The sequence below is a fragment of the Bacillus sp. FSL K6-1366 genome (assembly GCF_037976695.1).
In the GTDB taxonomy this organism is placed as follows: Bacteria; Bacillota; Bacilli; order Bacillales; family Bacillaceae; genus Bacillus; species Bacillus subtilis.
Genome location: NZ_CP150268.1, coordinates 1087366 through 1110085, shown reverse-complemented (window position 1 = coordinate 1110085; position 22720 = coordinate 1087366). Strand labels below are relative to the sequence as shown.

General features: G+C 43.7%; 25 protein-coding genes and 1 riboswitch. Of the genes, 18 read left to right on the top strand and 7 right to left on the bottom strand.

All coding sequences use genetic code 11. The features are described 5' to 3' along the window. Position 1: 1 nt before the first annotated feature. The 3 genes from MHI44_RS05920 (at position 2) to ytkD (ending at position 1692) form a co-directional block, all read left to right on the top strand. A complete protein-coding gene (locus MHI44_RS05920) occupies positions 2-439 on the top strand; it encodes a Dps family protein (protein ID WP_003229083.1) in 438 nt (145 codons plus the stop codon). A gap of 165 nt (positions 440-604) precedes the next feature. Further along, positions 605-1009, top strand: coding sequence for a holin family protein (locus MHI44_RS05915; RefSeq protein ID WP_003229085.1), 405 nt, complete (start codon positions 605-607; stop codon positions 1007-1009). Positions 1010-1215: 206 nt separating this feature from the next. After that, positions 1216-1692, top strand: a complete 477-nt coding sequence (gene ytkD / locus MHI44_RS05910; RefSeq protein WP_003229087.1) for an RNA deprotection pyrophosphohydrolase — start codon at positions 1216-1218, stop codon at positions 1690-1692. A 26-nt stretch (positions 1693-1718) separates the two neighbouring features. Here the strand turns inward: ytkD and MHI44_RS05905 are convergent, their stop codons facing one another. From MHI44_RS05905 to MHI44_RS05895, 3 genes are read right to left on the bottom strand one after another with little or no spacing between them, the layout of a single operon-like run. Beyond that, a complete protein-coding gene (locus MHI44_RS05905; RefSeq protein ID WP_003229090.1) occupies positions 1719-2531 on the bottom strand; it encodes an ABC transporter permease in 813 nt (270 codons plus the stop codon). Next, entirely contained in the window at positions 2506-3288 is a 783-nt protein-coding gene (locus MHI44_RS05900; protein WP_003229092.1) for an ABC transporter ATP-binding protein, read from the bottom strand. Before MHI44_RS05900 ends, MHI44_RS05905 begins: the two co-directional genes overlap by 26 nt. A gap of 12 nt (positions 3289-3300) precedes the next feature. Continuing rightward, a complete protein-coding gene (locus MHI44_RS05895; RefSeq protein ID WP_032722370.1) occupies positions 3301-4305 on the bottom strand; it encodes an ABC transporter substrate-binding protein in 1005 nt (334 codons plus the stop codon). 152 nt (positions 4306-4457) lie between these two features. On the opposite strand from MHI44_RS05895, the gene MHI44_RS05890 reads away from it, so the two are divergent. Further along, positions 4458-5231: a prolyl oligopeptidase family serine peptidase gene (locus MHI44_RS05890; RefSeq protein WP_187956976.1), complete on the top strand. Its 774-nt coding sequence runs from the start codon at positions 4458-4460 to the stop codon at positions 5229-5231. 51 nt (positions 5232-5282) lie between these two features. Then, the gene (locus MHI44_RS05885) at positions 5283-5525 is read left to right on the top strand and encodes a DUF2584 domain-containing protein (RefSeq protein WP_004398611.1); all 243 of its coding nucleotides are present in this window, start codon (positions 5283-5285) and stop codon (positions 5523-5525) included. Positions 5526-5563: 38 nt separating this feature from the next. Here the strand turns inward: MHI44_RS05885 and pckA are convergent, their stop codons facing one another. Beyond that, the gene (pckA, locus tag MHI44_RS05880; RefSeq protein ID WP_014480627.1) at positions 5564-7147 is read right to left on the bottom strand and encodes a phosphoenolpyruvate carboxykinase (ATP); all 1584 of its coding nucleotides are present in this window, start codon (positions 7145-7147) and stop codon (positions 5564-5566) included. 196 nt (positions 7148-7343) lie between these two features. Further along, positions 7344-7482, top strand: a riboswitch (SAM riboswitch). Positions 7483-7649: 167 nt separating this feature from the next. On the opposite strand from pckA, the gene metK reads away from it, so the two are divergent. From metK to alaP, 3 genes are all read left to right on the top strand, one after another. After that, a complete protein-coding gene (gene metK, locus MHI44_RS05875) occupies positions 7650-8852 on the top strand; it encodes a methionine adenosyltransferase (protein WP_003229102.1) in 1203 nt (400 codons plus the stop codon). A 149-nt stretch (positions 8853-9001) separates the two neighbouring features. Next, positions 9002-10900, top strand: a complete 1899-nt coding sequence (gene asnB, locus MHI44_RS05870; RefSeq protein WP_004398625.1) for an asparagine synthase (glutamine-hydrolyzing) — start codon at positions 9002-9004, stop codon at positions 10898-10900. Positions 10901-11035: 135 nt separating this feature from the next. Beyond that, entirely contained in the window at positions 11036-12427 is a 1392-nt protein-coding gene (gene alaP, locus MHI44_RS05865) for an alanine permease AlaP (RefSeq protein ID WP_003229105.1), read from the top strand. Between the two features lie 245 nt (positions 12428-12672). Here alaP and MHI44_RS05860 read toward each other — a convergent pair whose 3' ends face one another. After that, positions 12673-13188, bottom strand: coding sequence for a gamma carbonic anhydrase family protein (locus tag MHI44_RS05860; protein ID WP_003229106.1), 516 nt, complete (start codon positions 13186-13188; stop codon positions 12673-12675). 48 nt (positions 13189-13236) lie between these two features. Here MHI44_RS05860 and ytpA point away from each other — a divergent pair, with 48 nt between their 5' ends. Then, positions 13237-14016 (top strand): phospholipase YtpA, encoded by a 780-nt coding sequence (gene ytpA / locus MHI44_RS05855; RefSeq protein ID WP_004398545.1) that lies wholly within the window; start codon positions 13237-13239, stop codon positions 14014-14016. Between the two features lie 20 nt (positions 14017-14036). Beyond that, positions 14037-15140 (top strand): tetraprenyl-beta-curcumene synthase, encoded by a 1104-nt coding sequence (gene tbcS, locus MHI44_RS05850; RefSeq protein WP_004399076.1) that lies wholly within the window; start codon positions 14037-14039, stop codon positions 15138-15140. Here the strand turns inward: tbcS and MHI44_RS05845 are convergent. Both MHI44_RS05845 and MHI44_RS05840 read right to left on the bottom strand, forming a co-directional pair. Further along, complete coding sequence (locus MHI44_RS05845; protein ID WP_033884522.1) at positions 15130-15714, bottom strand: class I SAM-dependent methyltransferase; 585 nt, start codon at positions 15712-15714, stop codon at positions 15130-15132. The two genes, tbcS and MHI44_RS05845, sit on opposite strands and share 11 nt — an antisense overlap. Then, entirely contained in the window at positions 15711-16679 is a 969-nt protein-coding gene (locus MHI44_RS05840) for a TIGR01212 family radical SAM protein (protein WP_339203106.1), read from the bottom strand. The genes MHI44_RS05845 and MHI44_RS05840 overlap by 4 nt, the downstream gene beginning before the upstream one ends. A gap of 161 nt (positions 16680-16840) precedes the next feature. On the opposite strand from MHI44_RS05840, the gene MHI44_RS05835 reads away from it, so the two are divergent. The 8 genes from MHI44_RS05835 (at position 16841) to ytrF (ending at position 22701) form a co-directional block, all read left to right on the top strand. Continuing rightward, positions 16841-17113, top strand: a complete 273-nt coding sequence (locus MHI44_RS05835; protein WP_003229117.1) for a YtzC family protein — start codon at positions 16841-16843, stop codon at positions 17111-17113. A gap of 156 nt (positions 17114-17269) precedes the next feature. Further along, positions 17270-17407, top strand: a complete 138-nt coding sequence (locus MHI44_RS05830) for a hypothetical protein (protein WP_003229119.1) — start codon at positions 17270-17272, stop codon at positions 17405-17407. A 33-nt stretch (positions 17408-17440) separates the two neighbouring features. Continuing rightward, a complete protein-coding gene (ytrA, locus tag MHI44_RS05825) occupies positions 17441-17833 on the top strand; it encodes a GntR family transcriptional regulator YtrA (protein ID WP_003229121.1) in 393 nt (130 codons plus the stop codon). Beyond that, positions 17826-18704, top strand: a complete 879-nt coding sequence (gene ytrB, locus MHI44_RS05820; RefSeq protein WP_181217364.1) for an ABC transporter ATP-binding protein YtrB — start codon at positions 17826-17828, stop codon at positions 18702-18704. The genes ytrA and ytrB overlap by 8 nt, the downstream gene beginning before the upstream one ends. After that, positions 18698-19684 (top strand): ABC transporter permease YtrC, encoded by a 987-nt coding sequence (gene ytrC / locus MHI44_RS05815; RefSeq protein ID WP_015714563.1) that lies wholly within the window; start codon positions 18698-18700, stop codon positions 19682-19684. The genes ytrB and ytrC overlap by 7 nt, the downstream gene beginning before the upstream one ends. Before the next feature lie 29 nt (positions 19685-19713). Then, positions 19714-20691, top strand: a complete 978-nt coding sequence (gene ytrD / locus MHI44_RS05810) for an ABC transporter permease YtrD (RefSeq protein ID WP_048655236.1) — start codon at positions 19714-19716, stop codon at positions 20689-20691. 14 nt (positions 20692-20705) lie between these two features. Then, positions 20706-21401 carry an ABC transporter ATP-binding protein YtrE gene (ytrE, locus tag MHI44_RS05805; protein ID WP_003229129.1) on the top strand — a complete coding sequence of 232 codons (696 nt, stop codon included), beginning with the start codon at positions 20706-20708 and terminating at the stop codon, positions 21399-21401. Continuing rightward, positions 21391-22701, top strand: coding sequence for an ABC transporter permease YtrF (ytrF, locus tag MHI44_RS05800; protein ID WP_038429494.1), 1311 nt, complete (start codon positions 21391-21393; stop codon positions 22699-22701). The genes ytrE and ytrF overlap by 11 nt, the downstream gene beginning before the upstream one ends. The last annotated feature ends 19 nt before the right edge of the window (positions 22702-22720 follow it).

The window sequence follows — 22720 nt, the reverse complement described above, 5'->3', positions numbered from 1 at the left end:
CATGTCAGAACAATTGATTCAAGCAGTGAACAAACAAGTAGCCAACTGGACGGTCATGTATGTGAAACTACATAATTATCACTGGTATGTGAAAGGGAAAGATTTCTTCACTCTTCATGAAAAGTTTGAGGAGCTGTACAACGAAACAGCAACTTATATTGATGACTTAGCAGAACGTCTTTTGGCGCTGAACGGAAAACCGATTGCAACAATGAAGGAATCCTTAGAAACGGCTTCTGTCAAAGAAGCTGCTGGAAATGAAACAGCTGAACAAATGGTTCAAAGCGTATATGATGATTTCACAGTCATCGCGGAAGAGCTGAAAAACGGCATGGATTTAGCTGATGAAGTCGGTGACGAAACAACAGGGGACATGCTTCTTGCGATCCATCAAAATATTGAAAAACATAACTGGATGCTAAAAGCTTACCTAGGTTAAGTTCAAAAATAGAACGGCCGGATGTCTTAAAAAAGACGTCCGGCTTTTCTTTTTGTATCTTAAAAATAGGCGACAACCAGTCCATTTTTCTGAAAAATCCAATCCGTTCGGCTTGTTTACCATAGAATATCGTAAGGCCGTTTCTGTGAAAGGATGTTGGGATAAATGGATAGAGACTTTGGCATCTTTTCGTTTTTAGCAGTCAGCGTTTCAGCAGCGGGTTTTTTCTTTGGAGGTTTTCAGTATTCATTTCTGATTTTGCTCTCTCTTATGGCAATTGAATTTATCAGTACGACTTTGAAGGAAACCATTATTCACAAACTGTCATTTAAAAAGGTATTTGCCCGGCTTGTCAAAAAATTAGTCACGCTGGCTCTGATCTCTGTATGCCACTTTTTTGATCAGTTGCTGAATACACAGGGATCAATTCGTGACTTGGCTATTATGTTTTATATTCTTTATGAATCTGTGCAAATTGTTGTGACAGCCAGCTCTCTTGGCATACCGGTTCCTCAGATGCTTGTCGATCTTTTAGAAACGTTAAAAAATAAATTTAAGCGCAAACCGTAACTTTTCCCTGTTCGCGGGTCATAATAAAGCCCAGAGCGTCGGTCGCACTTTCCGGCAAAAGTATCGCAAAAAAACTGTACGAGCTAGTCTGCATGCAGAACCTGACGGCGTGCTGGGTCCCTTATTTTTTGATAAAAGGCTTCCGAAGAAACGTAACTGTGGTATGATGTATGGAAGATAGCTAGGAACGGATTTGAGGGATAAACATGTACGAGTTTAAAGATTATTATCAGAATACTGTTCAGCTTTCCTTTGACGATCAGCCTTTCTCGGACAGCCCGAAGCATGTCTGGGTGATTTGCCGTTTTGGCGGCAAATGGCTTTTAACAGAACATGAGGACAGAGGCTATGAGTTTCCAGGCGGGAAAGTAGAGCCGATGGAGTGCGCAGAAGAGGCTGCGCTCCGGGAAGTAAAGGAAGAGACGGGCGCGAGAGTCAAAAGCCTCAAGTATCTCGGACAGTATAAAGTTCTCGGAAAAGAAAAAGTGATTGTAAAAAATATATATTTTGCAGATATAGAAAAGCTTGAAAAGCAGGCTGATTACTTTGAAACGAAAGGCCCGGTTTTGTTTCACGAGCTGCCGGAGAACCTTTCCCGCAATAAAAAATTCAGCTTTATTATGAAGGATTCCGTTCTTCCGATCAGCTTGAAAAAACTGAAAGAATCTGGATGGATTGAATAAAAAACCCGGCACATGTGCCGGGTTTTTTATGTCCTCCCCTTCGTCCATTTCTTTTCCAGCAGCTCGACGCCCTGATACATCAGAGTGGCGAAGATGGCGATGATCAGCAGGCTTAAGAAGACGAGTGTAAAATTGAAGACTTGGAATCCGTAAATAATCATATATCCTAATCCGACCTTCGAAACGAGGAATTCCCCTACAATAACGCCAACCCATGATAAACCGACGTTCACTTTTAGTGTTGAAATAATCGCGGGGGAGGATGCAGGCAGTATGACTTCTTTAAAAATAACCCACTTTTTTGCGCCGAATGTTTTCATGACTTTCGTATAGTTTTCGTCGACCTCTTGGAAGGCGGTGTAGACAACGATGGTTGTGATAATGACGCTGATGATGGCTCCCATCGCAATGATGCTGATAAAACTGGGACCGAGCGCGACAATCAGGATCGGGCCCAGGGCCACTTTCGGCATTGCGTTCAAAATCACAAGATACGGATCTAAAATTCTGGCAAGTCGGTTAGACCACCATAACAAAGCGGCTAGGCACGTGCCCATAAACGTCCCGAGCAAAAAGCCAAGCACCGTTTCAAATAAAGTGACGCCGATGTGTGACAGTAAAGAACCGTCACCAAGTTTCTCCAGCAATAATCGCCACACAGCTGATGGAGAGCTGAAGATCAGCGGATCGATCCAGCCCTGCCTGCTGGAGATTTCCCAGCCCGAGAAAAAGAGAATAAATATGGCAAGCTGAAAGGAATGGACCTTCCACTTTTCCTTTTTCTGTTTGAATTGATACTGTTCGTGAAGCAGATCAATGGTTTCTTTGCTGTTTCTCAAGAGAATTCAGCTCCTTCCATATCGTTTGAAACAGTGTCTGGAAGGAAGGTTCCTGACGGGCGTCAAAAGGCAACATCGCGGCCAATTCCTTAGGAATGGTAAAAATCTGATGGATGGTGCCCGGCTGATTTGAAAATAAAAAGATCGTATCGCTCATCGCTATCGCTTCCCCTATATCATGAGTGACAAGCACTGCTGTTTTTTGATATTCCTTTAATGTGCGGAATACCAGGTTTTCCAAAGACAGCTTTGTCTGAAAATCAAGCGCGGAAAATGGCTCATCCAGCAAAAGCAGACTAGGGTTAGGCGCAAGTGTTCTTGCAAGCGCAGCCCGCTGGCGCATCCCGCCTGACAGTTCTTTCGGATATTTTTTCTCCACATCTATGAGGCCGAACTCCGGCAATAGACCGAGTGCAGCGGCTTTGCTTTCTTCTGTCAGCGTGTCGGCGATTTTTAAACCGAGAAGCACATTTTCCTCGATAGATTTCCAGGGAAATAAGTAATCCTGCTGAAGCATATAGCCAATATTATGTTCTTTTTGATTCGGCTCACGGCCTTCAATCAGAACTCTGCCTTCTGATGGCTCAATCAAACCGGCAATAATGGAAAGCAATGTTGTTTTTCCGCAGCCGCTTGGGCCGAGAAATGAGATGAAATCGCCTTTTTCGGCATCGAAATGAATATCCCGCACAGCCGTTGTTTTTTCTTTAATAGAAAAATAAGTATGGGTTACATGGTCGACATGTAAGAAAGACATAGATGGCGCCTCCTATTTCTCCGAGGTGACTTTTTCAGCAATTTCTTTATTTACAAGCTGATTGTATGGAATGTGCTTCGGCAGTTCTCCCGATTTATCCATAATGGTTTGGAGAAGCTCCCATTCTTTTTCGTTAAGCAGAGGGTCTGGTGAATATGAATGCTGTTTTTTATAGCGTTCAATGGATGTTTCGATGACGTCTGGGTCGGTATCATCAAATTCATCTTTAATGGCATCTGTGATGTCCTTCGCAGAATGGTTTTCAACCCACTGCTGCGCCTTATAAATGGCTTTTGTAAACTTGACGGCTGTGTCTTCATTTTTCTTCAAATAGCTTTGTTTCGCCATAAAAGTCGTATAAGGAACCTCTCCTGATTCTTCTCCGAATGAAGCCACGATATGGCCGATGCCTTTTTTCTCAAAGAGAGAAGCCTGCGGTTCAAAGAGCTGTACATACTCACCGGTTCCAGAAGCAAACGCATTGGCAATATTGGCGAAGTCTATGTTCTGGATGAGGTCTATATCCTTATGCGGGTCAATCTTATGTTTGTTCAGTACATACTCGCCGACCATTTGCGGCATGCCGCCTTTTCGCTGACCGAGAAACGTTTTTCCTTTCAGCTGATCCCAGTCGAAGTGTTCAACATCTTCTCTCGCGACAAGAAACGTTCCGTCTGTCTGAGTCAGCTGGGCGAAATTAATGACGGGATCTTTAGCCCCTTGCGCTTCGACATAAATAGATGTTTCTGACCCGACAAGCGCGATGTCGGAGCCGTTGGAAAGAAGCGATGTCATCGTTTTATCTCCGCCCCAGGTCGTATTCACATCGACATCAAGCCCTTCTTCCTTAAAAAAACCTTTAGACTCAGCAACATATAAAGGTGCGTAAAAAATTGAATGGGTCACTTCAGCTACTTTGACTTTGGTGAGCGTTTCTTCCTGCTTGCAAGCCGCCAGGGCGATCATCAGAAAGATACTGCCGACACAGGCGAAGCCCAGCCTTAACCATCTGTTCACATAGACAACCTCCTTATTTCGCATCAAGTTAATATCCTTTTTTGCTTTACATATCGTATGATGGGTATAAAAATGTGTGAATGCCTAACCAGGTTCTCCGGATGTAATTTTGGAGTAAGGAAAGCATATAGAAAAAAAAGGAGGCGGCTGTTTTGATTGTAGAGAAAAGAAGATTTCCGTCGCCAAGCCAGCATGTGCGTTTGTATACGATCTGCTATCTGTCAAATGGATTACGGGTTAAGGGGCTTCTGGCTGAGCCGGCGGAACCGGGACAATATGACGGATTTTTATATTTGCGCGGCGGGATTAAAAGCGTGGGCATGGTTCGGCCGGGCCGGATTATCCAGTTTGCATCCCAAGGGTTTGTGGTGTTTGCTCCTTTTTACAGAGGCAATCAAGGAGGAGAAGGCAATGAGGATTTTGCCGGAGAAGACAGGGAGGATGCATTTTCTGCTTTTCGCCTGCTTCAGCAGCACCCAAATGTCAAGAAGGATAGAGTCCACATCTTCGGCTTTTCTCGCGGCGGAATTATGGGAATGCTTACTGCTATCGAAATGGGCAGGCAGGCAGCTTCATTTGTTTCCTGGGGAGGCGTCAGTGATATGATTCTTACATACGAGGAGCGGCAGGATTTGCGGCGAATGATGAAAAGAGTCATCGGCGGAACACCGAAAAAGGTGCCTGAGGAATATCAATGGAGGACACCGTTTGACCAAGTAAACAAAATTCAGGCTCCCGTGCTGTTAATCCATGGAGAAAAAGACCAAAATGTTTCGATTCAGCATTCCTATTTATTTGAAGAAAAGCTAAAACAACTGCATAAGCCGGTGGAGACATGGTACTACAGTACATTCACACATTATTTCCCGCCAAAAGAAAACCGGCGTATCGTGCGGCAGCTCACACAATGGATGAAAAACCGCTGACAGTGAAATATGTTATGATAAAGAAAAAAGAGAACGAAAGGGGATTTCACTTTGGGAATGCCTGTTGAATTTAATACACTGATTGTGACAAAAGGAAAAGAAGTCCGCATAGATGAGAATATATTCACGTTAGAGAAGGACGGATACCGAGTATATCCGATGGAGATTCCAATGGATGTACGCAAAACAAAGTTTGGCGAAAAGTCAGGCACAGCTGAAGTGCAGAAGCTTCAATGGGAAGAAGGCCGGACCATCATTACATATAAGCTGACTTCTTTGCATTCCGTCAATTAAAACAAGCCAAGAGCATAATTGCTCTTGGCTTTTGTTTTTTATACGAGAGGGCCGCCTGCCTGGGCGATGGCATCGGTATGTGCGAACTTTTTAAAGTTCTCTTTGAATTCATTTGCAAGGTAGACTGCTTTTTCTTTGTATTCTTCCTTGTTGGTCCACGTGTTTTCAGGCTGAAGGATATGATCAGGAACGCCAGGAACATGGGCCGGAATGTGCAGGCCGAAAATATCGTCAGTTATCATTTCTGCATCCTCTAATTTTCCTTCAATCGCTGCTTTGACCATTGCTCTAGTGTAAGAAAGCTTCATTCGTTCGCCTGTGCCGTAGCCGCCCCCGGTCCAGCCGGTATTGACTAAGAAAACGTCTGCGCCGTGTTCATCGATCTTTTTGCCGAGCATTTCAGCATAGACGTGAGCAGGAAGCGGCAGGAACGGTGAGCCGAAGCATGTAGAAAACGTCGTTTCAGGAGACGTGACACCACGTTCGGTTCCGGCAAGCTTACTCGTGTAACCGCTCAAGAAATGGTACATCGCCTGCTCCTTCGTTAGTTTGCTGATCGGCGGCAGGACTCCGAAGGCATCAGCCGTCAAAAATACAATTGCTGACGGATGGCCGGCCATGCTTGGAGTCACGATGTTGTCAATCATATGAATCGGGTAAGCTGCCCGTGTGTTTTCAGTATAGAAGGAATCATCATAATTGGCTTCGCGTGTATCTTCATCCACAACGACATTTTCGAGAACAGACCCGAAGCGGATCGCGTTAAAGATTTGCGGCTCCTTTTCCTCGCTTAAATGAATGCACTTAGCGTAGCACCCGCCTTCAATATTAAAGACGCCTGTATCAGACCAGCCATGTTCATCGTCACCGATCAGCTTGCGGTCAGCATCTGCCGACAGGGTGGTCTTGCCTGTTCCTGACAGTCCGAAGAAAAGGGCGACATCGCCTTTTTCACCGACATTGGCGGAGCAGTGCATAGATAAAATATCTCTTTCAGGCAGCAGGAAATTCATAATGGAGAAAATGGACTTCTTCATTTCACCGGCATACTCAGTTCCGCCGATTAAGATCGTCCGCTTTTCGAAAGAGACAATAATAAACGTTTCGGAATGAGTGCCGTCTGTTTTTGGATCCGCTTTGAAGTGCGGAGCAGAAAGAATGGTGAACGGCTGCTCAACTGTTTTCTTATCATTTCCTTCCGGACGGATAAACAGCTGCCGCGCAAATAAATTGTGCCATGCGAACTCATTTACGACAGTGATCGGCAGCCTGTATTTCTCGTCTGCTCCGGCAAATCCTTCGAAAACAAACAGTTCATCTCGCTCCTTTAAATAGCTGACAACTTTCGTGTACAGCCGCTCAAACGCTTCTTCTGAAATCGGCTGATTCACCGGGCCCCAATCGATCTTATTTTTCGTGCTTTCTTCTTCCACGATGAATTTATCTTTAGGTGAGCGTCCTGTGTAAGCGCCTGTTGTCGCGCGAACAGCACCTGTGGATGTTAAAATGCCTTCGTTTCGGGAGAGGACTTTTTCTGTTAGCTGTGCTGCTGATAAATTATGACGCACATTTGGACATGTTAATAAGGCTTGTAAATCTGCGGTCAAATCAACTGAGTTCATATGAAACCTTCCTTTATCGTTTTTTGTGTTTTGCTAATTGTGAATTAGTATAACATATATTTTCAAATAGTCTATACTATTTATTATTTTTTGTGTGTGCATTTCCATTGTTTTCCCTCAATATAGGTGCCTATTTCTTCTGAATCATATTGACATTGCAAACCCTTTTACGATAAGATATTTCATTGAGCGGATACTCTTATCCCGAGCTGGTGGAGGGACAGGCCCTATGAAGCCCAGCAACCGGTTTCTCTGTTATTTATTATGTTCAACTGAGTGAGACAACCAAGGTGCTAACCTGTTGCAAGGTTGTATGATTCCTTGAGCGATAAGAGTGAAAGGCACAAAGACCAAACCCTTTCCTCGATGGAAAAGGTTTTTTTATTTCATAAATATGCCAATTAACATTCTCTAATATAACTGTACATTGTATAAGAGGGAGCGAGTTCCGTATCATATATACAAGGTCTTTCGGGAGGCCTTGTGCAGGAGGAAGCAAATCATGAGTAAAAATCGTCGTTTATTTACATCAGAATCTGTTACGGAGGGGCATCCGGATAAAATCTGTGACCAGATTTCTGACAGCATTTTAGATGAAATTTTAAAGAAAGACCCTAACGCGCGTGTTGCTTGTGAAACATCTGTGACAACAGGTTTGGTTCTTGTAAGCGGAGAGATCACAACTTCTACGTATGTTGACATTCCGAAAACGGTTCGCCAAACCATTAAAGAAATCGGATACACACGTGCAAAATACGGATTTGATGCGGAAACTTGTGCGGTTTTAACATCAATTGATGAGCAGTCTGCTGATATCGCGATGGGCGTAGACCAAGCGCTTGAAGCCCGTGAAGGCACAATGAGCGACGAAGAAATTGAAGCGATTGGTGCGGGTGACCAAGGATTAATGTTCGGTTATGCGTGCAACGAAACGAAAGAGCTTATGCCTCTTCCAATTTCACTTGCCCATAAATTAGCCCGCCGCCTAAGTGAAGTCCGTAAAGAAGATATTCTTCCGTACCTTCGCCCTGACGGCAAAACACAGGTAACGGTTGAGTACGATGAAAATAACAAACCAGTCCGCATTGACGCGATTGTTATTTCAACTCAGCATCATCCTGAAATTACACTTGAGCAAATTCAGCGCAACATTAAAGAACATGTAATCAATCCGGTTGTTCCTGAAGAGCTGATTGATGAAGAAACAAAATATTTCATCAACCCTACAGGACGTTTCGTAATCGGAGGCCCTCAAGGGGATGCGGGACTTACAGGACGCAAAATCATCGTTGATACGTACGGCGGCTATGCACGCCACGGCGGAGGCGCGTTCTCAGGTAAGGACGCGACGAAGGTAGACCGTTCTGCAGCTTATGCGGCAAGATACGTTGCGAAAAACATCGTTGCGGCTGAGCTTGCTGATTCTTGCGAAGTACAGCTTGCTTACGCGATCGGTGTTGCACAGCCTGTGTCAATCTCAATCAACACATTCGGTTCCGGAAAAGCTTCTGAGGAAAAACTGATTGAAGTTGTTCGCAATAACTTTGATTTACGACCTGCCGGCATTATCAAAATGCTTGATTTGCGCCGTCCGATCTACAAACAAACTGCTGCGTACGGCCACTTTGGACGTCACGATGTTGACCTTCCATGGGAGCGCACAGACAAAGCGGAGCAGCTGCGTAAAGAAGCGTTAGGAGAATAATTTTATAGCCGCTTACTGGTTAAGCGGCTTTCCCTTTTTTATCGTTGTATTCATGTTTATTTTTTTACATAACTGTGAAACCAAATACTATTCACAGCGTCTATAAATAGGGGTTCAATGATGACAATTTTAATTATGGAGGCAATACTATGTGTGGATTTGTCGGGGTTTTTAACAAGCATCCGTTAGCTCAAACCGCTGATCAAGAAGAACTAATCAAACAAATGAACCAAATGATCGTTCACCGCGGTCCTGACAGTGATGGATATTTCCATGATGAGCACGTCGGCTTCGGATTCAGACGGCTCAGCATTATTGATGTAGAAAATGGCGGACAGCCTTTATCATATGAAGATGAAACATATTGGATTATCTTTAACGGAGAAATCTATAACTATATCGAACTGAGAGAAGAGCTTGAAGCAAAGGGGTACACATTCAACACGGATTCGGACACAGAGGTTCTTCTTGCGACTTACCGTCACTATAAAGAAGAAGCGGCGTCCAAACTGCGCGGTATGTTTGCCTTTCTGATTTGGAATAAAAACGATCATGTGCTTTATGGGGCAAGAGATCCATTCGGTATTAAACCGTTGTACTACACAACGATCAATGATCAGGTTTATTTTGCCTCAGAGAGAAAAAGTTTAATGGTTGCTCAGAATGATATTGAAATAGATAAAGAGGCATTGCAGCAGTACATGTCTTTCCAATTTGTTCCTGAACCAAGCACGCTTGATGCCCATGTGAAAAAAGTAGAGCCGGGTTCACAGTTCACAATCCGCCCGGACGGCGATATCACATTCAAAACGTATTTCAAAGCGAACTTCAAGCCGGTTCAGACTGAAGAAGACAAGCTTGTGAAAGAAGTCCGAGACGCGATCTATGACTCTGTAAACGTTCATATGAGAAGTGACGTTCCTGTCGGTTCGTTCCTGTCTGGCGGGATTGATTCTTCCTTTATTGTGTCTGTTGCGAAGGAATTTCATCCAAGCTTAAAAACATTCTCTGTCGGCTTTGAACAGCAGGGCTTCAGTGAGGTTGATGTAGCGAAAGAAACGGCAGCGGCGCTGGGCATTGAAAATATCAGCAAAGTCATTTCGCCTGAGGAATACATGAATGAGCTTCCGAAGATCGTTTGGCATTTTGATGACCCGCTTGCTGATCCGGCAGCGATTCCGTTGTACTTTGTTGCAAAAGAAGCGAAAAAACATGTTACGGTTGCTTTATCAGGTGAAGGAGCGGATGAGCTCTTCGGCGGATATAACATTTACCGTGAACCGCTTTCGCTTAAACCGTTTGAACGGATTCCGTCCGGCTTGAAAAAGATGCTTCTGCACGTTGCTGCCGTTATGCCTGAAGGTATGAGAGGAAAGAGCCTGCTTGAGCGCGGCTGTACTCCGCTTCAGGATCGTTATATCGGTAACGCGAAAATCTTTGAAGAGTCTGTCAAAAAGCAGCTGTTGAAGCATTATAATCCGAACCTTTCATATCGCGATGTGACGAAGACTTACTTTACAGAAAGCAGCTCGTACAGCGATATCAACAAAATGCAGTATGTCGATATCCACACTTGGATGCGCGGCGACATTTTGTTAAAGGCGGATAAAATGACGATGGCGAATTCTTTGGAACTGCGTGTGCCGTTCTTGGATAAAGTCGTATTCGACGTCGCTTCAAAAATTCCTGATGAGCTGAAAACGAAGAACGGCACGACGAAGTATCTTCTTCGCAAAGCCGCTGAAGGAATTGTGCCTGAGCACGTATTAAACCGCAAAAAGCTTGGTTTCCCTGTACCGATCCGTCATTGGCTGAAAAACGAAATGAACGAATGGGTGCGGAATATTATTCAGGAAAGCCAAACGGATGCTTATATCCATAAGGATTATGTCCTTCAGCTTCTTGAAGACCATTGTGCGGACAAGGCTGATAACAGCCGTAAAATTTGGACTGTGCTAATCTTTATGATCTGGCACAGCATCAATATTGAAAAACGGTATATGCCTGAAGAGCTGAGCCATCAGCCTAAAGAAGTCATCTTTGTTTAACAGACAACAAGGCTTTCGAGTAGTCGAAAGCCTTGTTGTTATCCTTTTATTTCTCCATCATCATTGATTTACCCAATCCGTACGGAATATTCAGAAAAATGATATAATGATATTTTTTTCTAGGGGAGAAGAAGCATGCAAAAACAAAAACAAGAGCTGCACCGCGGACTCGAAGAAAGGCATATTTCTTTAATGTCTTTAGGAGCTGCTATAGGAGTAGGGTTGTTCCTCGGCTCCGCATCAGCTATTCAATTAGCAGGGCCTGGTATTTTGGTAGCGTATGCCGCAAGCGGCCTGGTCATGTTTTTTATTATGAGAGCGCTTGGGGAAATGGCCATTCAAAAACCGGTCGCAGGCTCCTTCAGCAGGTATGCGCGTGACTACTTGGGACCGCTTGCAGGCTATTTAACAGGGTGGAACTACTGGTTTTTATGGGTTGTCACCTGTATGGCCGAAATTACTGCTGTCGGTATCTATATGGGGTTCTGGTTTCCTGACGTGCCAAACTGGATTTGGGCATTATCGGCACTGGTCATTATGACGGGTGTTAATTTCCTGGCTGTCAAAGCTTACGGTGAGCTGGAATTTTGGTTCGCATTGATTAAAATTGTTGCGATCTTATCCATGATTGCAGTCGGTTTATTGATGATTATTGCAGGAGTCGGCAATGGGGGCATTGCCACCGGAATCAGTAATTTGTGGAACAACGGAGGATTTTTCCCTCATGGATTAAAAGGGGTTCTATTGTCTCTTCAAATGGTCATGTTCGCATATTTAGGGATTGAAATGATCGGGGTGACGGCTGGCGAAGTAAAAAACCCGCAAAAATCGTTAGCCAAAGCAATCGATACAGTATTTTGGCGGATTTTGATTTTTTATGTAGGCGCTTTATTTGTCATTATGTCTATTTATCCGTGGCAGGAAATTGGCTCTCAAGGAAGTCCATTTGTTCTCACATTTCAAAAAGTGGGCATTCCATCGGCCGCAGGTATCATTAACTTTGTCGTGTTGACAGCCGCGCTGTCTTCATGCAACAGCGGTATTTTCAGCACAGGGCGGATGCTGTTTAACTTGGCGGAACAGAAAGAGGCGCCACAAGCATATGGTCAGCTGACGAAAGGCGGCATCCCGGGTAAAGCTGTTCTGGCTTCAGCGGGCGCTTTATTAGTCGGAGTGCTGTTAAACTATGTTGTCCCTGCGAAGGTATTTACTTGGGTTACAAGTATTGCGACGTTCGGAGCGATTTGGACGTGGGCAATCATTTTGCTTTCTCAAATAAAATACAGGAAAAGTTTGAAGCCGGAAGAAAAGAAACAATTAAAGTACAAAATGCCTTTATTTCCGTTTACGTCTTATGTGTCATTGGCATTTCTAGCATTCGTCGTCATTCTTATGGCTTACAGCCCTGATACAAGAGTAGCCGTGATTATCGGGCCGATATGGTTTCTCATCTTGCTGGCTGTGTACTATGGAAAAGGGTTTCATAAAAAAAATGCAGCTGCTGCCAGCGAACGAAATATCAGCTGACAAAAAGAGCTCCCAGTGGGCTCTTTTTGTGTGTGCTCATAGAAAATAGAGAACAGGAAAGAATAGGTATGTGTTTTTGCAGAGGCTGTTTATAGTTTTGTGATAAGATAAAAGTCATACGTTTCATGCTATATGTGAACGTTTTATGGAAAAATCGAAACCCGAACTGTTATGACGTCCGGGTTAACGATGGTTATTGCTTTCAAATATAATTTGAAAAATGGTAAAGTAAGACGAAGCAGGTCTTATGTTTGTTGAAGAAATTTATAATATTGGCCCTTTTCTACATATTCTGACCGTATTCTTTGCATATCTTTTCGGTCTTCTTCCGTCAAAGGGCGGATGACTTTTGCAGGGCGGCCAAAGGCGAGATGGTCAGGCGGAATGATTTTTCCGGGCGGGACAAGACTGCCGGCACCAATAAAAGCGCCTTCGCCAATTTCGGCTCCGTCTAAAATGATTGAGCCCATCCCGATTAAGGCGTTCTTGCGGATAACAGCGCTATGAAGTGTAACCTGATGGCCTATCGTGGCGTCATCTTCAATGAGCAGCGTCTTGTTCGGGCTTTGATGGAGGCAGCTTAAATCTTGGATATTGACTCTGTTTCCGATTCTGGTCGGCGCAACATCTCCCCTTATGACAACAGAAAACCAAATGCTGGACTGTTCTCCGATCACGACATCACCGGTAATTGTTGCATTATCAGCTATAAAGGCTGTTGGGTGGATATCTGGCTTGTGTTCCTTATAAGGGTAGATCATAAGATTCATCCTTCTTTCTCTATTTAAATTTCGTATGAGGTGAAGAGCATGTGGACCTGGAAAGCAGACAGACCTGTTGCAGTGATTGTAATCATTCACGGGGCAAGTGAATATCACGGACGATATAAATGGCTGATTGAAATGTGGCGGTCTTCGGGTTATCACGTTGTCATGGGCGATTTGCCTGGACAGGGAACAACGACAAGAGCGAGAGGGCATATTCGCTCGTTTCAAGAATACATTGATGAAGTAGATGCTTGGATAGATAAAGCGCGAACCTTTGATCTGCCGGTTTTTCTTCTAGGTCACAGCATGGGCGGTCTGGTCGCGATTGAATGGGTTAAACAGCAAAGAAATCCCCGGATTACGGGAATTATTTTATCATCACCGTGTCTCGGACTGCAAATTAAAGTCAATAAAGCGCTTGATCTTGCATCAAAAGGCCTGAATGTCATCGCTCCGTCACTTAAGGTTGATTCGGGATTATCAATTGATATGGCGACGCGCAATGAGGACGTCATCGAGGCTGACCAAAATGATTCGTTATACGTCAGGAAAGTTTCTGTCAGATGGTACAGAGAGCTTTTAAAGACAATTGAATCGGCAATGGTGCCGACAGAGGCATTTTTGAAAGTTCCGCTTCTTGTGATGCAAGCCGGTGATGACAAGCTTGTTGACAAAACGATGGTCATCAAGTGGTTTAATGGTGTTGCTTCTCATAATAAAGCATACAGAGAGTGGGAAGGGCTTTACCATGAGATCTTCAATGAACCCGAGAGAGAAGATGTCTTTAAAGCAGCAAGAGCGTTTACTGATCAATATATTTGAACTAGTAGGGGGTGCATGTGTTGACAGTACCGGAACATCCTTTTGGATTGATGGCAAAGGTATATCGAGATATTTTTCCGCTCGTTCATCAAGAGCTGGACATATGGAAGCAAAAATCAGAATCGATTCATAACAGTGAATTGAAAGCACAGGCAACCGCAAGTATTCGGGACAAAACGTTTCACTGTGAAGGCGGCGGCATACTGGCCTTATTGTCAGGCAGCCAAAAACAGAAATGTGTCGAGTTTATCATCGCGTATCAAACGATTAGTGATTATTTGGACAATCTGTGTGACCGCAGCACCTCGCTGGACCCGCAGGATTTTCGGATGCTCCATGCCTCAATGCAGGATGCACTGACAGTTGGGGCGGAACTGCAAAACTATTATCAATTCAGGGAAGAACAGGATGACAGCGGATATCTGCACGAACTGGTCAAAACGTGCCAGCGTGTCCTTGGTTCCATTGAGCACTATGACATGATTAAACCTTATCTGCTTGAACTGTGCGGCTATTATTGCGATTTGCAGGTGCATAAGCACGTTATTGAGCATGAGCGTGTTCCGCGGCTTGAAAAGTGGTTTACTCAATATGAATCAGAGCTGCCTGAGATGGAATGGTATGAATTTTCAGCCTGTGCAGGCTCAACGTTAGGCATTTTCTGTCTGGTTGCGTATTCGTTCCAGCCTGATTTCACAGAAAGCACCGCTAAAAAAATCCGCGACAGTTATTTTCCTTACATACAGGGTCTTCATATCCTGCTTGATTATTTGATTGATCAAGAGGAGGACTTGCTGGAAGGAGACTTGAATTTCTGCTCGTATTATCAGTCTCATGAAGAGATGATGGACCGGCTTGAACACTTTATCCATAAAGCCGACGAGCATTTACAAGGCATTCCGCATGAAAACTTCCATCGTTTAATCAATCGCGGCTTGCTTGGCGTTTATTTGTCAGATGATAAAGTGGCAGGCCAAAAGGAAATGGGCCGGCTCGCAAAGAAGCTGATCAAAGCCAGCGGAAAAACCTCCCTTTTCTTTTATATCAACGGCAGAGCCTACCGGAAATTTCAAAAAATGTCCTGGATGAAAAACTCAAAGAAAAAAGCTCAAATCATTTGCTGATCTGAGCTTTTTTTTCGATGGCGACAATAAATGGCGGGTTATTTTGCTGATTGATAAATCCGTATGTTAATACACGGGCTGATTGCTGGTCCAAGTCCCGGCAAAACTCGAGCACGTCGTTTTTTTCAGCTTTGCCTTCCGGATGGCCATGATAGACGACGAGAACAATCAGACCTTCGTCTTTCATGATGCTGAGAAGCTGTTCAATGGCTTTGATCGTAGAACTGCCGTTTGTCGTAATTGATTTGTCCCCGCCCGGCAAATAGCCGAGGTTAAATACCGCCGCCGCCACTTTGCCATGTGTTTCAGGCGGAAGGGATTCAGCGATTTTGTCATGGCTTTTGTAAAATAACGTTGTTCGCGCTCGATATATGTCACCAAGTCGTTCCTTTGTATTGGCCACGGCTGATTCTTGGATGTCGAATGCGTATACATGGCCGTTTTCACCGACAAGCTCCGCTAAAAACTGTGTATCATGTCCGTTGCCCATTGTCGCATCTACGACAATATCTCCTTCTCCCGCGGCCATTTTCAGCAGTTCTTTGCTGTAAGGAAGAATTTTCTTCAAAATCATAGCGCTGATTCCTCCTCAAGCCGCTGAAAGAACTTTCCTTGATAGCTGCCTCGATTTTCTAGCTCTTTATTAATGGCGCCAAGCACTTCCCATTTGTTGACGCTCCACATTGGCCCGATCATCAACTCAATCGGTCCGTCACCTGTAATGCGGTGGACGATCATTTCAGGCGGAATGATCTCAAGCTGATCGCAGACGAGCTGCACATAATCATCTTGAGCAAGAAATTCCAGCTTTCCCTTTTCATATTGCTTGACCATCGGCGTGCCTTTCAGTAGGTGAAGCAGATGGATTTTAATGCCCTGGACGTCCAAATTTGCGACGGCCTTTGCCGTTTCCATCATCATGTCCCGGTCTTCCAAAGGCAGCCCGTTGATAATATGCGAGCAGACACGTATGCCGTGTTTTCTTAATTTATTGACGCCTTCCACATAGCAGTTAAAATCATGTGCGCGGTTGATCAGAAGTGCAGTCCGTTCATGAACTGTTTGAAGCCCAAGCTCCACCCACAAATACGTACGTTCATTCAGCTCTGCCAAGTAATCAACGACATCATCAGGCAGACAGTCCGGGCGTGTGGCGATCGAAATGCCGACCACATCATCTAAGGCGAGGACGGATTCGAATTTCTCACGAAGCACCTCAACCGGGGCGTGAGTGTTTGTGAAAGCCTGGAAATAAGCGATGTACTTACCGTCCTTCCATTTTTCGTGCATGCGGTTTTTGATGTCATGGAATTGCGTAATTAAATCATCGGCCCGGTTCCCGGCAAAATCGCCGGAGCCTGCTGCGCTGCAAAACGTACAGCCTCCGTGGGCTACGGTGCCGTCCCGATTCGGACAGTCAAAACCGCCGTCAAGCGCCACTTTAAACACCTTATGGCCGAAATGTTCTCTGAGATGATAATTCAATGTATGATAGCGTTTTTCCGTATTTGAATAAGGAAAAGGATTGTTCTGCATCACAATTCATGTGCCTCCTTGCGTACGATTGCATCCTAAAATTGTAGCACGCATTTCACAAGAGAACAAATGAATATCGACCATAAATTACTTTATTGAACAAAGTCAGATGAGGCTACAATATGAATGATGGATGATTTCCATTACCAAGAGGAGGGGTTACTGTGGCAACAAGACAATCAGTAGATGAACATCTCCAGCAATGTATGCAGGCCTATGATTATGCTGAAGAACAGCTGAAAATCGCTTCTAAACAAGAGCATTATAACGATCAAGAATATAGTGATGCACAAATGCAGCTAGAAGATGCGGTAAATGCCTTGAATAAACTATGGCTGTCGTCAAATGATCAGCAGAGAGAACAGCTGTACAGAATGAGGCTTCAGCTTCAATCTTTGCAAAATAATATGATCCTGCAGCACCCTCTTGATGTGTAGGAAAACGGACCCTTTTAAAAGGGTCCGTTTTTTTTTGTAAAAAAAGGATTGACTTTGTGAGTCAAAGTATTTATTGTATTAAGTGTACTAATTGAAGTAATACAATATAGACACTAATATAAAATCATTTATATATTGACATTAAGGGAGGCAGTTATGAAACATAAAAAACGAAACAAACGTAACGTGCCAATGCTGATTGCGGCATCTGTGATCGCTTGTTCTTTTTTTCTTGTTCTTGTGATGATCGGTTTTGAATGGCAAAAAAGTATAATTGATCATTTTTATCTATAAAAGGTTCAGATCGTATAGAAAGTAGGGAAGTAAATGATTCAAATCGATCCAAGAAGCTCAACACCCATTTACGAACAAATTATTCAGCAAATGAAAGAGCTTTGTTTGAAAGGGATCATGAAGCCTGGTGATAAGCTTCCTTCTGTCAGAGAATTGGCAACGATCATTATTGCGAATCCGAACACTGTCAGCAAAGCGTATAAAGAACTTGAGCGAGAGGGGATTATTGAAACGCTGCGGGGCAGAGGGACCTATATATCGGAGAATGCAAAAACGACACTGGTTGAAGGGAAGATGACGATGATTAAAGAGCAACTCAAACAGCTCATCATCGATGCACACTATGCAGGGGTTGAGCTGGAAAAACTGCACGAATGGATAAAGGAAATCAGCGCTGATGTGAAGGGAGGCAAAAAAAATGATTGAACTACGGCAGCTGTCAAAAGCGATTGACGGCAATCAAGTATTAAAAGATGTTTCATTAACAATCGAAAAAGGAGAAATCTTTGGATTGCTTGGACGCAACGGATCAGGGAAAACGACGATGCTTCGCTTAATCCAGCAAATCATTTTCGCTGACAGCGGAATGATTTTATTTGACGGCGTAGAAATCAAAAAGCACCCGAAGGTCAAACAAAATATCATCTACATGCCTGTTCAAAATCCTTTTTACGACAAGTATACATACAAGCAGCTTGTTGATATCCTGAGAAGAATATATCCGAAATTTGATGTCACGTACGCGAATGAACTGATGAACAGATACGAAATTCCAGAAACGAAAAAATACCGTGAGCTGTCGACAGGCTTGAAAAAACAGCTGTCGCTCGTTCTGTCGTTTGCGGCGAGACCGGCGCTGATCCTCCTTGATGAGCCGACGGATGGTATTGATGCGGTAACTAGACATGATGTGCTGCAGCTGATGGTCGATGAAGTGGCAGAGCGTGATACGAGTATCCTGATTACGTCCCACCGGCTTGAAGACATAGAGCGGATGTGCAACCGAATTGGCTTTCTTGAAGATAACAGGCTGACCAACGTCATGGATCTTGATGAATTAAAAGAAGAATACATCAAAATACAAATGGCGTTTGACACAGATGTCAATCTGGCCATCAGAGAGCAAAACATTCCGATGCTCGATCAGGCCGGCGTGTTTTACACAGTGCTGATACCGAAAAGCGATGAGGAGAAAAAGAGCTTTTTGAGAGAGCTGAAGCCAAAAGTATGGAATGAGCTTCCTGTCAACCTGGAAGAAGTGTTCATTGCGAAGTTTGGAGGGAAGCGGAGATGGTAGACCGAGGTCTCCTCTATCGAGAGTGGAAACAGAATCAAGTGGTGATTTTGCTAAGTATTGCGTTTTTAGTGCTGGCAAATCCGCTTTCTATCATTAATACGTATTTGTCTTATCAAGGGTGTCTGGCTCATCAAGACCCGCAATATTGTGAATTTATTGTGAATTATCATAGGAGCAATCTAATAGATATCAACTGGGTGCCGGGGGTCATTTTGGCGGTCTGCTTCCTCGGAATGGAGCGTTCGAAAGGCACGATGGATTTTATATTAAGCCTCCCATATAACAGAAGCCAAATTTTTCAGACGAAATTTTGGTTAGGCGGTTTTGTGATTGTGCTGTCGCAATTAATTGGCTTTTTATTTGCGTGGCTGCTGATTCTTGTCTATAACCCTGAACACGTCTACTTTTTTGAGCACAGCAGCGTTGGAGTAATTGTGATTAGTTTTATGGCTTATTGTTTGTTGATGGCTGCTGGTGCATTAACGGGGAATGTTTTTGCCCAGTTATTAACGGCATTTGCTGCTGCGGTATTGCCGTATTTAATTGTTGCATTGCCGGTTGGAAACTTTGAAGTTGTTTTTGGTGTGAATATATGGGAAATGTTCCCTTCCCCGGAGGTGTATTTCTCTCTGACGAGCAATTTATTATATCTTGTGCCCATTGGTTATGTTGCAAGTGACTGGCTTATCGATAGTAAATATATTTTAATGATTCCAGCTGCCATGAGCATTCTGTTTTACTTGATTGGTTTGATAAGCTTCAAAAAGCATCCCAGTGAACGAAACGGACACTTTTTCTTATGGAACAGATTAGACCGTCCGGTGCAAATTCTGGTTATGGCTTTCGGCATCCTTGGATTTGGTTTATTTGGATACTATACCGGACATTCCATTATTGGTTATATTTTGGGTATGATCATTGGGGCAGTGGCTGGATTCTTTGTGAGCTACTTCTCTATTTATAAGAAAACAAAAGTGTAAGAAATGCCATAGGTTTGGAGGGAAGTGAGTTGCCGGATTCCGGACTGCTTTACAAAGAGTGGCGGCAGAATAAAGTCGCCTTAGTTATCACCATTTTGGTTTTTATATTGGGTAATCCATTATCAATTTTAAATATGTATCTCATCTATCAAGGCTGTGTCACTGGAAAAGAAAATTGGGTCGGCCCCTGCGTATTCAGCGTTGATTATTTAAACAGCTCATTTATCTCATTGTTTTGGATTTGGGGAGTCGTTTTGGCGGTCAGCCAGCTTGGGATTGAACGAAGCAAGGGCTTTTTTGATTTTACATTAAGCCTTCCTTATACACGAGGGCAGATATTTAACGCGAAGTTCTTTACCGGCGGAATGGTGATTGTGGTGCCGCAGCTCATAGGTTATGTTTTGTCTGTTTTGCTGATCATGCTTTTGAAGACAGATCAGGCCGTTTATTTTCACAATTACAGCCTTGGAATGATCATTGTCAGCATGCTGGCTTATTCGCTTGTTATGGCCGGAGGAGCTTTGACAGGCAATAGTTTCGCACAGCTTCTAGTCTCATTTACCGTGGCCATTTCGCCATTTTTGCTCATCAGCCTGCCTGCGATCAACCTCGAGATCCTTTTTGGCGGATCAATAGATTTTATCCATGGTCCAGTACCTAAATGGGTGCAGTATTTCATTCCGATAATTTATGTAGACTCGAAATGGGCTGAGAATTCACCATATTATTTAGTCATTCCGGCTATCATGACTATCATTTTTTACATTATCGGCTATATTAGCTTTGTCAAACTGTCTAATGAAAGAAACGGATATTTCTTCTTATGGAAGCCGCTTAACCGCCCGGTGCAGATCATCGTTATTATCATAGGAATCATGGGCTTCGGCTATTTTGGATTTACGGCAAGCGAGAGCTTTGCAGGTTATCTCATTGGCATGGGTACAGGTGCGGTAATCGGGTTCTTGATCAGTTATTTTGCGATTTATAAAAAAATGAAACTTTTGTAAGGGAGAGAGAACATATGATTGATGTTCAGCATATCGACCATTCTTTCACGATCGGAAAAAAGGGCCGTGAGAATGAAGTTCCAGTATTGAAGGATGTTTCATTGAGCGTGGCGAAAGGTGAGATCGCCTGTATTGTCGGGCGAAGCGGCTCAGGGAAATCAACGCTTTTGAATTTGATTTCCGGCTACATATCGCCGACAAAAGGGCGGATTGTCATTAATGGCACTGATGTTACGGGGTTTAATGAAAAGGAATGGGCGCAATTTCGGCTTGACCATTTCGGGTTTATTTTTCAAAGCTTTCAGCTCATTCCGGGCTTAACAACGTATGAGAATGTGGAAATGCCGCTGGCGTTAAAAGGGATCAAGCCCTCTGAGCGGAAGCAAAAGGTGCAGGACATGCTGAAACGCGTCGGTCTGGAAAACCACGCCGCTCATTATCCGAATGAACTGTCAGGCGGCCAGCAGCAGCGTGTCAGTATTGCTCGAGCGTTGATTTTAAATCCTTCGATTATCTTAGCGGATGAGCCGACGGGAAGCCTTGATTCAGAAACGGAACATGAAGTGCTGGAATTGATCCAGCAGCTGAATCGTGAGCGTGGCATTACATTTGTGATCATTACTCACGATGATGAAGTCGCTTCTATCGGACATTCAAAATTTCAGCTTCATGATGGTGTGCTAAAAGGAGGAATTACCGTTGAGGTTTAAGGATCAGGTTCATTTTATCAGAAGAAATATGAAGAAAAACAGACTTCGCGTCTTTATGACGATTCTTGCGACAACAATGGCGTGTGCGTTTTTGGTTGTGCTGTCGTCCGTTGGGTTTGGGATTCAAAAGACAATTACAGATATGACAATGAGCCAGCAGGTTGTAACGAAAGTCAGTGTAATGGGCAAGGAAGGAGACAAGCCTATTAAAAAAGCTGATTTAGAGAAGTATGATCACGTAAGGTCAGTTGTAGAAAGAACGCAAGTGTATGAACCAAACAAAGCTACTTTAGGCAATCGTACAAATGAAAGCTCAAATCTCATTTTTACAAATATGAATGATGAATTAAAGGCCAATATGGAATTGGAAAAGGGAAGAGTCGCAAAGTCGGAAAATGAAATCGTAGTAGGATACGACTTCGCAAAGAGATTATTAACGAAAAAAGAATCGGAAGATTATAACAAAAAAATCGAGGAAGCAAAAGGAAATCCAGAAGATATAAAAGAACCAAAGGGCTATACGAAAGATATTCTGAACAAAACAATAGAACTAAGTGTATCGAAGACAGATCCTAAAACAGGGGATGTTACAAAAACAAAAACATATGACTTTAAAATTGTCGGTATTACAAAAAAACCATCTCAAGACTGGATGGAGGACTCAAACATTTTTATCAGTGATCAATTCAAAAAAGATTTTTCGGAATTCTTAGATTTCAAAGACGGAAATGTTGAAACTAAGATTGGCGTTTTTGCTGATAAGTTTGAGAATGTGGAACAGCTGACAAATGATCTAACAGATGACGGGTACTATGTCACATCAGTGACTACCGAACTTGAGGGGGCCAACACCTTCTTCATGGTCTTCAAAATCGGACTGATCTTTGTCGGATGTATCGCAGTTATCATTTCAGCGATCGGCATTTTTAACACGATGACAATGGCGGTGACAGAGAGAACGCAAGAGATCGGCATTATGAAAGCGATTGGGGCGAGTCCGTCTATCATTCGCCGAATGTTCCTGATGGAAAGCGCGTATATCGGGATTTTAGGCTGTGTGATTGGAATTATCATTTCCTACGGCGTCAGCTACCTTGTCAACCTGGCCGTTCCGATGATTCTCGCGGCCACAAGCGGAGGCGATGCGGGCGACTTGAATTACACATTCTCCTACATCCCGGCGAGCCTTGTGATCATTGCCGTTGTGATTTGCGGAGGGGTCGCAGTCATTTCCGGAATGAACCCGGCGAGAAAAGCAACCAAAACCAACGTGCTGACAGCGTTGAGAAGAGAATTATAATGTGAACGAGCCGGCTGAG

Excerpts from the sequence above, each read along its gene's own strand:
- MHI44_RS05920 (WP_003229083.1), top strand. The coding sequence starts at position 2 with ATGTCAGAACAATTGATTCAAGCAGTGAACAAACAAGTAGCCAACTGG.
- MHI44_RS05915 (WP_003229085.1), top strand. The coding sequence starts at position 605 with ATGGATAGAGACTTTGGCATCTTTTCGTTTTTAGCAGTCAGCGTTTCA.
- ytkD (WP_003229087.1), top strand. The coding sequence starts at position 1,216 with ATGTACGAGTTTAAAGATTATTATCAGAATACTGTTCAGCTTTCCTTT.
- MHI44_RS05900 (WP_003229092.1), bottom strand. The coding sequence starts at position 3,288 with ATGTCTTTCTTACATGTCGACCATGTAACCCATACTTATTTTTCTATT.
- pckA (WP_014480627.1), bottom strand. The coding sequence starts at position 7,147 with ATGAACTCAGTTGATTTGACCGCAGATTTACAAGCCTTATTAACATGT.
- metK (WP_003229102.1), top strand. The coding sequence starts at position 7,650 with ATGAGTAAAAATCGTCGTTTATTTACATCAGAATCTGTTACGGAGGGG.
- asnB (WP_004398625.1), top strand. The coding sequence starts at position 9,002 with ATGTGTGGATTTGTCGGGGTTTTTAACAAGCATCCGTTAGCTCAAACC.
- alaP (WP_003229105.1), top strand. The coding sequence starts at position 11,036 with ATGCAAAAACAAAAACAAGAGCTGCACCGCGGACTCGAAGAAAGGCAT.
- MHI44_RS05860 (WP_003229106.1), bottom strand. The coding sequence starts at position 13,188 with ATGATCTACCCTTATAAGGAACACAAGCCAGATATCCACCCAACAGCC.
- ytpA (WP_004398545.1), top strand. The coding sequence starts at position 13,237 with ATGTGGACCTGGAAAGCAGACAGACCTGTTGCAGTGATTGTAATCATT.
- MHI44_RS05845 (WP_033884522.1), bottom strand. The coding sequence starts at position 15,714 with ATGATTTTGAAGAAAATTCTTCCTTACAGCAAAGAACTGCTGAAAATG.
- MHI44_RS05830 (WP_003229119.1), top strand. The coding sequence starts at position 17,270 with ATGAAACATAAAAAACGAAACAAACGTAACGTGCCAATGCTGATTGCG.
- ytrA (WP_003229121.1), top strand. The coding sequence starts at position 17,441 with ATGATTCAAATCGATCCAAGAAGCTCAACACCCATTTACGAACAAATT.
- ytrB (WP_181217364.1), top strand. The coding sequence starts at position 17,826 with ATGATTGAACTACGGCAGCTGTCAAAAGCGATTGACGGCAATCAAGTA.
- ytrC (WP_015714563.1), top strand. The coding sequence starts at position 18,698 with ATGGTAGACCGAGGTCTCCTCTATCGAGAGTGGAAACAGAATCAAGTG.
- ytrE (WP_003229129.1), top strand. The coding sequence starts at position 20,706 with ATGATTGATGTTCAGCATATCGACCATTCTTTCACGATCGGAAAAAAG.